Origin of the sequence: Paenarthrobacter sp. CM16 (assembly GCF_013179505.1) — a bacterium.
Lineage (GTDB): Bacteria > Actinomycetota > Actinomycetes > Actinomycetales > Micrococcaceae > Arthrobacter.
In genome coordinates this window covers 1-8,704 of sequence record NZ_JABMCX010000205.1, presented here as the reverse complement: position 1 = coordinate 8,704, position 8,704 = coordinate 1, and the positions used below count along the sequence as shown (strand labels likewise).

The 8,704-nt window shown below is 62.4% G+C and carries 8 protein-coding genes; 4 read left to right on the top strand and 4 right to left on the bottom strand.

The genetic code is table 11. From position 1 onward, the window contains the following. Positions 1 to 2,050, top strand: a 2,050-nt coding sequence (locus HP499_RS16765; RefSeq protein WP_172325351.1) for a bifunctional lysylphosphatidylglycerol flippase/synthetase MprF, incomplete at its 5' end; no start/stop codon positions are given. A 164-nt stretch (positions 2,051 to 2,214) separates the two neighbouring features. Here HP499_RS16765 and HP499_RS16760 read toward each other — a convergent pair. From HP499_RS16760 to nucS, 3 genes are all read right to left on the bottom strand, one after another. Continuing rightward, positions 2,215 to 2,418 carry a cold-shock protein gene (locus HP499_RS16760; RefSeq protein ID WP_018776337.1) on the bottom strand — a complete coding sequence of 68 codons (204 nt, stop codon included), beginning with the start codon at positions 2,416 to 2,418 and terminating at the stop codon, positions 2,215 to 2,217. Positions 2,419 to 2,676: 258 nt separating this feature from the next. Beyond that, the gene (nagA, locus tag HP499_RS16755) at positions 2,677 to 3,930 is read right to left on the bottom strand and encodes an N-acetylglucosamine-6-phosphate deacetylase (protein ID WP_172325350.1); all 1,254 of its coding nucleotides are present in this window, start codon (positions 3,928 to 3,930) and stop codon (positions 2,677 to 2,679) included. 45 nt (positions 3,931 to 3,975) lie between these two features. Continuing rightward, the gene (gene nucS, locus HP499_RS16750; protein ID WP_172325349.1) at positions 3,976 to 4,671 is read right to left on the bottom strand and encodes an endonuclease NucS; all 696 of its coding nucleotides are present in this window, start codon (positions 4,669 to 4,671) and stop codon (positions 3,976 to 3,978) included. 57 nt (positions 4,672 to 4,728) lie between these two features. On the opposite strand from nucS, the gene HP499_RS16745 reads away from it, so the two are divergent. Together HP499_RS16745 and HP499_RS16740 are read left to right on the top strand one after the other, a co-directional pair. Continuing rightward, the gene (locus HP499_RS16745; protein WP_172325348.1) at positions 4,729 to 5,073 is read left to right on the top strand and encodes an ATP/GTP-binding protein; all 345 of its coding nucleotides are present in this window, start codon (positions 4,729 to 4,731) and stop codon (positions 5,071 to 5,073) included. A gap of 18 nt (positions 5,074 to 5,091) precedes the next feature. Beyond that, complete coding sequence (locus HP499_RS16740) at positions 5,092 to 5,886, top strand: alpha/beta hydrolase (RefSeq protein WP_172325347.1); 795 nt, start codon at positions 5,092 to 5,094, stop codon at positions 5,884 to 5,886. 102 nt (positions 5,887 to 5,988) lie between these two features. Here the strand turns inward: HP499_RS16740 and HP499_RS16735 are convergent, their stop codons facing one another. Continuing rightward, positions 5,989 to 7,281, bottom strand: a complete 1,293-nt coding sequence (locus tag HP499_RS16735; RefSeq protein WP_172325346.1) for an AI-2E family transporter — start codon at positions 7,279 to 7,281, stop codon at positions 5,989 to 5,991. A gap of 202 nt (positions 7,282 to 7,483) precedes the next feature. On the opposite strand from HP499_RS16735, the gene HP499_RS16730 reads away from it, so the two are divergent. Further along, the coding region (locus tag HP499_RS16730) for a hypothetical protein (protein WP_172325345.1) at positions 7,484 to 8,704 on the top strand (1,221 nt) is incomplete at its 3' end.

The following is an 8,704-nucleotide window of genomic DNA, read 5'->3' as shown; positions in this document are numbered from 1 at the left end:
TTTGGCAACGGCGCTGGCGGCCAGTGCGCTGCTTCCTACGCTGTGGCAACGGCGACTCCGAACGGTAGCACTTTCTGCTTCGTTGCTCCTGGTGCTTTACGTTGGGCATGCCGAGACCGTGGTGGGTTTCCTGGGTGCGCTGATCGGCTTGGCGGCCGGGTGGTGGATGCAAAGCAGCCAGGGGCATCTCCATCTCCACCGGTCCACGAGCAGGGAGGTGCGGAACCTCCTGGCCCTGACGATGGCGATTTTCGCTGTGGGACCCATTGTGACAGCCGCGGCCAAGAGTCCTTCCGGTCCCTTGGCTTTGCTGCGCGATGTCATCCTTAACCCTTTGCCCACGCTGAGCCAGTTGGAAAGCACCTGCGGGGGAACCATTGATGTTGCCTGCTTGGAGGTGGGCCGACAAGCCTATACAGGGCCATTCGGTTTGGCTTTGGCTGTGGTGCCTGTAGTTCTACTCCTGATTTGTGCCGACGGCATGAGGCGTGGACGCAGGCTGGCACTGGGCATCGCGATCGGCGTTCAACTGGTGGTTGTGGCGTTGTCGGGGATCTATCTTGGCCTCTTTGCCGGAATGCCCACATTCCAGGGACGTCCGCATGTGCCCATGTTGAACTCGGCCGTGGCGCATCTCATACCGCTGGTCCTGGTCCCGCTGGTACTGGCTGTACTCCTCTTTGTTTACCGGGGGCACTTCCGGGTGGTGACTTCGGACCGTTTGCGGCGAAGGATCTTTTGGCTGGTGGGCCTGACAGGGGCGGGGCTCGGTCTTGCCTACACACTGGTGTGGTTGGCCTCCGGTGGAATGGACCGCGACGGCGGCTTGCTGGGTTTGGCTGCTGAACTGGCCAGGCAGTATCTCCCGGTGCCGCTTCCGGGTGTTTACCGTAAGGTCTTCGCCGAACGGGACTTTTTGGAGGTGTTCCTTTTCTCCTACTCCGGCACGGTCTTCTGGCTGGTGGCCTTGGTGGGCGTCTGGGTACTGCTGATCCGTGGACACCATTCCGGAGGGCTCGATCACCAATCCCGCGAGAAAGCCCGCACCCTGGTCAAGTCCGGGGGTGATTCACTGTCCTGGATGGCTCTGTGGGAACCGAACAAGTACTGGTTCAGCGCGGACGGCAGCGGGGGAGTGGCGTACCAGCAACATGGCCACGTGGCCTTGACCCTTGGTGGCCCCATAGGGTCCGCCTCCCACCATCTTGCGACGGCCGGGGGTTTCCTCGATTACTGTGCGCAGCAGGCGTTGATACCTTGTTTCTACTCCTGCACGGATGAGTTATGGCCCATGCTCCGTGCAAGGGGTTTCCGCAGGGTGGCTGTTGCCCAGGAAACGCGCTTGCGTATCAGGGACCTGGAGTTCAGGGGCAAGGAGTGGCAGAACGTCAGGACATCGCTGAACCGTGCCGGGAAACTCGGCATAACAGCCAACTGGGGCCGCTATTCCGAACTCGCACACGGTGTTCGCTCCCAGATCACGGAAGTCTCGGAGGAGTGGGCAGCGCAGAAAAAGATTCCTGAAATGGGCTTCACGTTGGGCGGCCTTGACGAACTGAAGGACGACGACGTCCTGTGCTGCGTCGCGGTGGACCAGGCGGGCTTTGTCTATGGGGTCACCAGTTGGTTGCCCGTTTATGAGGAAGGCCGCGTTGTGAGTTGGACGCTGGACTTCATGAGGCGGCGGGGTGATGCCTTCCCGGGCGTCATGGAGTTTCTGATTGCCTCAGCTGTCCTGCACCTCCGCAGCTCCGTTGAGGTCATCTCCCTATCCGGTTCACCCCTGGCCCGGGATAAGGGCGAAATCGAGCAGCGGGCAGAGGGCTTGGCGGGAATTCTGGATGCTGTAGGGCAAGCGCTGGAACCTGTTTATGGATTTAGGTCGCTGGCTTCCTTTAAGTCGCGTTTCCAACCCGAATACCGAACCTTGTACATGTATTACCAAGACCCGCTGCACCTTCCTGCAATGGGCCGGGCACTCACCCGGGCCTATCTTCCGGGATTGTCCGTGCGGCATTCCGCGCGACTGCTCAGAACCCTGGTTGGCTGAATAGCGACGTCCATTCAGAACCAGGATTTGGGCTTTCTTCTTGGTTAGTAACAGGGGTTGTCGAAATATCCGGGATTACCTGCCTTAAACACGGCGACCCCGGCATGAAAGCCGGGGCCAACGTGTTTGTTGAATCTGCAACAAGCAGAATTCGACGGGTAAGGCTAGACGACGGTAACGCCGGTTGCCTGGGGGCCCTTGGCGCCCTGACCGATCTCGAACTGAACGCGCTGGTTCTCATCGAGGGTCTTGAAGCCGCCGGTCTGGATCTCGGAGTAGTGAACAAAAACGTCCCCATCCGAGTCATCCGGGGTGATGAAGCCGAAGCCCTTTTCAGCGTTGAACCACTTGACGGTTCCCAGTGCCATGTATTTCTCCTCATTGTGGAACATCAGTCCGATACACCTCGTACCGGCTTTGTTACTCCGCGAGAAGACCTTGGATTCCGTCCGGGCGGGCCCGGTTGGTTTCGCAGGAGCTTCACGCTCGCAACTCGTCTTGCGAGCATGAAAACCACCTACACAAAGACTGCTACAACACTTTCATGTGGCCTGCCGGAGGTCAACGGTCTTTTGGGCAATTCGGGAAAATTTTCGGTAAAAAGAAGGTAACGCGGGTGCTTTCAATTAGCTTTCTGACAGCCACAAGCCGTTGCGCATCACGCCCGTCAGTTCAAGGTCTGCGTTGGTAACAACGATGTCTGCGCGAAGGCCGCGGCGGAGGCCGCCTATTTCATCCGAAAGGCCCAGGACAGCGGCCGGCACAGCAGTAGCCGAACAAACGGCATCAGGAAGTGCGACGCCGGCGCCTACCGTTTTGCGGACAACCTCCAGGAGGGTGGCGGTGCCTCCGGCAATGGATCCTGTCGCATCCAACGTGGCTACTCCGTCGCTGACCGTGACGGGGGAGGGGCCCAGCATGTAGCTGCCATCGGAAAGGCCGGCAGCGGCCATGGAATCAGTCACCAGGACAATGTTGGTGGCTCCCACCAATTGGAAGACCGTGGCGACAGTGCTCGGTGCCAGGTGCGTGCCGTCGGCGATGAGTTCCACCACGGCCTTTCCTTCCTGTGCCATCCGAAGGCACGCTGCAACGGGGCCCGGTGCGCGGTGGTGCATGGGAGGCATCCCGTTGAAGAGGTGCGTCACGGTGGGAAGTGAGCTGACGCCGTCGAACCCTGCTGATTCCAGTCCCTCGCGGGCCGCGGCAAGCGAGGCCGCCGCCGTGGCGTCGTCGCAATCCGTGTGGCCAAGGGAGGGTGTGACTCCGTGTGAGGTCATCAGGTCCACCAAAGCAGCGGCGCCCGGGAGCTCGGGAGCGTATGTCATGGTGGCCAGCTTGCCGGCGGCTGCCCCGACCAGTTCTTCCATGAGGTCCAGGTCCGGTTCCAGCAAGTAGTCGGGATTCTGGGCGCCGCAGCGGGCGTGTGAGAGGAACGGGCCTTCGAGGTGGATACCGGCCACGAGGCCCTCATCGGCCAGTTTGACATAGAGCTGGATGCCGCGGAGGAGGTCTTCGGGGGGCGCGGTTACCATGCTGGCAAGGAACGTCGTGGTGCCGGAGCGGTGCAGGAAATCGACGGCTTTGCGGGCGGAAGCCTCTTCTCCGCCAGGGAAATCCCCGCCGTTTCCGCCGTGGCAGTGAACGTCCACCAAGCCTGGAATAAGGTAGCTGCCGCTGGGTACCCCCAGCCGGATGGCACTCTGAAACCCTTCATAAGCTGCCGGATCAAAGCCGTCCGCCGGTCCGGCGTAGGCGATCCTGTCCCCTTCGATGGCAACAAGGCCGTCCTCCACCACCTCGCCGTCGCTGACTATGGTGCCTTTGATGATCTGGTGGCTTGGCGCGGAAGATGTGGGCAAACGATCTGCGGCAGTCATGATCTCGATTCTAGTGGCCTGCGGCACATGCGCCCCGGGAAGATGCTAGAAGAGCCGGGACTCGCTGTCATCCACGCCCCGCATGGCGTCATAATCGAGCGTCACGCAGGCGATCCCGCGATCGTTGGCCAGGACCTTGGCCTGGGGTTTGATCTGTTGCGCGGCGAAGATCCCGCGAACAGGTGCCAGCAGGGGATCGCGGTTGAGCAGCTCGAGGTACCTCGTGAGCTGTTCGACGCCGTCAATGTCACCGCGCCGCTTCAACTCAACAGCCACCGTTGCGCCGTTGGCGTCCCTGGCCAGAATATCCACTGGACCGATGGCCGTGAAGTATTCGCGCCGGATGAGGGAGTACCCGGTTCCCAAAGTCTCGATCTGCTCCGCCAGGAGACGCTGGAGATCGGCTTCCACGCCGTCCTTGATCAGTCCGGGGTCGGTGCCGAGCTCGTGTGAGGTGTCGTGCAGTTGCTCGTAGATGTTGATGATCAGGCGGTCATCGGTCTTGGCCGATTGAACGGTCCACTGTTCCACTACGCCTTCTTCCACCTCCGTCTCCTCCGGAGTAGTTACCCGGAGTGTGGCTGGAGGGCTCATCCAGTTCAGCGGCTTGTAGGAGCCGCCGTCCGAATGCACCAGCACCGAGCCATCGGCCTTGACCAGCAGCAGCCGGGTGGCGAGGGGAAGATGGGCCTTGAGGCGGCCAACGTAATCAACAGAACAACGGGCTATGACGAGTCGCACCCGCCCCACATTACCGTCTCACCATCTACAACACGGTGGCTGGGGCAGAATGGAAGCATGCCCCGCTCCAACCGACCTCGTCGCAACGCGTCCAGCGCACGCTCCGGCAACGCCGGGGGCAAGTGGGCCGAGCCGACGCCCGAGCTCGACCTTGAAAGGGCGAGGGGCGGCATTGCCAGGCGTGAGAGCGCCCCTGATGGCGACTGGATGGTCAGGACCATGACGGCCAAAAAAGCGGAGAAGCAGTACATTTGCCCGGGCTGTTCCACAGCAATCGTCCCGGGCATCGCGCATTTGGTGGTGTGGTCTGACAGCCACCTCTTTGGGCAGGCCGCAGGGCTGGCCGAACGCAGGCACTGGCACACCAACTGCTGGACCGGCAGGACGTACCGCTACCGCTGATTCGCTAGGCTGGGAACCATGACTTTCGACCCCGCCTCGTTCGTGTTTACCCCGCAGGCTGCCCCCTCGGAGATCCGCGCATCCACGGTCCTTCCCGCCCGCCGCGAGAATGTGGAGTTCACCACTGAGGACGGCAAGGTGTTGCTGGGCGAGTTGGCGCTGCCGGAATCGGGAGAGGTCACCGCGACGCTGATCACCCTCCATCCGCTGCCGACGCACGGCGGATTCATGGATTCCCACGTCTACCGGAAGGCCTCCTACCGGCTCCCGGCGCTGGCCGGAGTGGCAGTGCTGAGGTTCAACACCCGCGGCACCCAGTCCCCTCGCGGGACCAGCGATGGTGAGTTCGAGGAAGGCATCGGGGAGCGTTACGACGTAGAGGCGGCAGTGCGGTTTGCCGTGGAGCGGGGGTTGCCGAACCGCTGGCTCGTCGGGTGGTCTTTCGGGACCGAACTTGCCTTGATGTACGGAGCTGTGGAGCCGGTAGCTTCGGAGATCGAAGGCGCCGTATTGCTCTCACCGCCCTTGCACCGGGCAACGGATGTCCACCTCAAGGAGTGGGCCGAGTCCGGAAAACCGCTCACGGTGCTGGTTCCGGAACATGACGATTACCTGCAGCCGGTCGAAGCAGCCCGGCGGTTCAGCTTGGTACCGCAGGCCCGGTTGGTCGGCGTCGACGGCGCCAAGCACCTCTGGGTGGGGGAGAAGTACGCCACCCGTGTTCTGAATGAAATCGTCGACGACGTCACTCGCGCCGGTGCCGGCGTTGACGGCCTGCCCCGCGAGTGGGCGGGATCAGTGGCAAACGCCTAGTTCGGTTGCAAACGTCCAGGCCAGGGATAGTGTCAAAGGTAATGCCCCCTAACCTCGAGGTTAGGGGGCATTACCTCTGCTGGAACCCGGCAGGGGACGCTGTCAGTGCCGGTCCTGGCGGATGATGAAGACTTCCTTGATCAGCAGCATGATGGCCGCTGCCGTAGGAATGGCGATCAGGGCGCCCAGAACACCGAGCAGGCTGCCGCCGGCGATCACCGAAATCACGGCTACGGCTCCCGGGACGGCCACAGCGCGCTGCATGATGCGCGGGGAGATGAAGTATGCCTCGAACTGGAGGTAGGCGAAGTAGGCAATCGCGTAGACCACTGCGGTCTGCCACCCCGCGGTGAGCGAGACCAGGATGACCACCACTGCGGCAATCATGCCGCCCACCAGCGGAATGAACGCCAGCAGGGCCACTACGAAGGCAAGCAGGACACTGAACGGGATGCCCAGGATGGTCATGACAATGAAAGCGAAGATCGCATTCAGGAGGGCAACGCAGGCCTGGCCGATCACGTAGTTGCCCACGGAATCGGTGATGGCCTCGGACAAGGCTTCAACCCGTGGGCGGCGTGACCGCGGAGCGAGGCGGTACGCCCATTTCTTCATGGACGGAAGCGCCGCCAGGAAGTAGAGGCTGAGGACCAGCACAATCAGGGAGCCGAACAGGCCGTTGGCAACCGTGGAGCCGAAACCCACTACGCCACCGAAGATGCCGCCCATGGCCTCGGGATCCTTGACGAACTTATCCAGTTCCGTAGTAATGCGGTCGCGGACACCGAATTGGCTGTCGGCGTTGCGGAAAAAGTCCGAGTCGAGGAAGCCGCGGATCCATTCCGGGGCCTGGCGCACGATTTCCGATACCTGTTCGACGATGGTGGGAATCAGGGTGGCGAAGAACCCGGCCACCGCCAGGACGAGGGCGGAAACGGAGATCAGGATGCCCGCCGGCCGCGGTACCCGCCTGGATTCGAGCCAGCGGACCACCGGGTCAAGTCCCAGGGCAATGAAGAGGGCGGCAACGATCCATAGGATGAGTTGGGTGGTGTTGCTGGCAATGTAGAACACTGCCAGAGCAATACCGACCCCTGCTGTCCCCATGAACCCGACATATAGCGGGTGTTGGGATGACATCCGCGGACCCGGGGCTCCGAAGCCGTGATCGTCTTCCGGGCGGAAGCCTCCACGGCCGTCCTCGGTGTCGTCTTCCGGGGGCATTTCGAAACGGACGCGAGTGCGGGCTCCGGGGATGGGCTGCCTTAACCGGCGGCCCAAGGCGGCGAGGCGTCCGGTGCGGACCGGAACCGTTGCGGCGGTTCCGTCGGAGGGAGCGTCCACCGCACTTGACCCGGGCTCATCGGAGGAACGGGGCTCCAAGTGGTCTTTCACGCGGTTTTGCTGCCTTTTCACTAGTGGTAAGGGGCTGATTCAGGCGCTCAGAGGCCCGGATATCATGATCATCGCCACACTATCAGGAGCGCGGAATCGCGCTGCAGCGGCACGGTGGCGGGCTTTTCGGGATGTCGGCCGGATCACCCCGATCTGACTCTCTGATAACAAAACGGTTACCCTTGAAGTTCAACGACCGCTGATGATAGGTGATCCTGTGCGTTTGAAGACTGCAGCCTTGCTGGTGCTGCTGGGCCTGCTGACGATGCTGGCCGGCATTGGCCAGCTGACTTTCTGGGCCCCCTCCGAGACCGTTACCGCCTCGGTTCCCAGCGATACCAAAGCAGCCCCGCTGACGGTGATCGACCAAAAGTTGATTGCCCTGCATGACGGGCCCGTGAAGATCAAGATCCAAGGTGAAGGCAACTTCATGGTCGCCACCGGGCGCCCGGACGACGTCGAAGCCTGGGTGGGTGAGACCGCCCACACTACGCTGACGGGCGTGTCGGCTGACCAGAAGTCCCTTGAAGCATCCTCAGTGGACGGCGAAGCGACAGCACCTTCCCCTGCGGGATCGGATCTGTGGGTCAGCACCGAAGACGCCAGCGGCGAGCTGGACTACACCTGGAATCCTCCTGCTGATGGTGAGTGGTCCCTGCTGGTAGCTGCAGACGGAACCCAGCCTGCGCCGTCGTCGATTTCCATGACTTTCCCGAACAACGCCACCACCCCTTGGGCCGTGCCGCTGATTGTTCTGGGTATCATCATCATCCTGGTGGGGGCAGCCCTGCCGTTCATTGCCAAGGCCCTGTCCAACCGCCGCAAGGATGAGAAGGACGACGAGCCCGGTGATGGCGGAGAGACCACTACGCTGCCGGTCCAGTCAACGTCCGGTGACGCCGGTCGTAGTCGTGGTTCGGAAACCGAGGGTCCAGCGCTCCGGGTTACCGCCCTTGCTGCTGCCCTGGCAGCGGTGATGGTAGGCGGCACGGCTGTCGCCGCCCACGCAACCACGACGCCGGAGGCAACCCCCACCTCCTCTGCCGCGGCACCTGCCGAAGGCGACGGCGGCACTCCAGTCCTCCTGGAATCCCAGCTGCAACGGATCCTCGAACAGGTTGCCAGCACGGTTGATGCCGCTGACGCTGCCAAGGACGCCGCCAAGCTGGCTCCGCGCGTAGACAAGATGGAACTGCAGATCCGCACGCAGAACTACAAGATCCGCACCGCTGTATCGGCATACGAAGCACGTATGCCCGTCCGCGCCACGAAGCTCCAGAGCAGCGTCATCAGCACCAAACGTGAGTGGCCCCGTACGGTCTTTGCCCTGACCCAGGGCGAAGGCAACGTTGTGCCGCAGGTCCTGACACTGGTCCAGCTCTCGCCGCGCGAAAACTACAAGCTGTGGGGCAGCGCTCCGTTG

Coding starts and splice junctions, on each gene's coding strand:
- HP499_RS16760 (WP_018776337.1), bottom strand. CDS start 2,418: ATGGCACTGGGAACCGTCAAGTGGTTCAACGCTGAAAAGGGCTTCGGC.
- nagA (WP_172325350.1), bottom strand. CDS start 3,930: ATGACTGCCGCAGATCGTTTGCCCACATCTTCCGCGCCAAGCCACCAG.
- HP499_RS16745 (WP_172325348.1), top strand. CDS start 4,729: ATGCCCCGCTCCAACCGACCTCGTCGCAACGCGTCCAGCGCACGCTCC.
- HP499_RS16740 (WP_172325347.1), top strand. CDS start 5,092: ATGACTTTCGACCCCGCCTCGTTCGTGTTTACCCCGCAGGCTGCCCCC.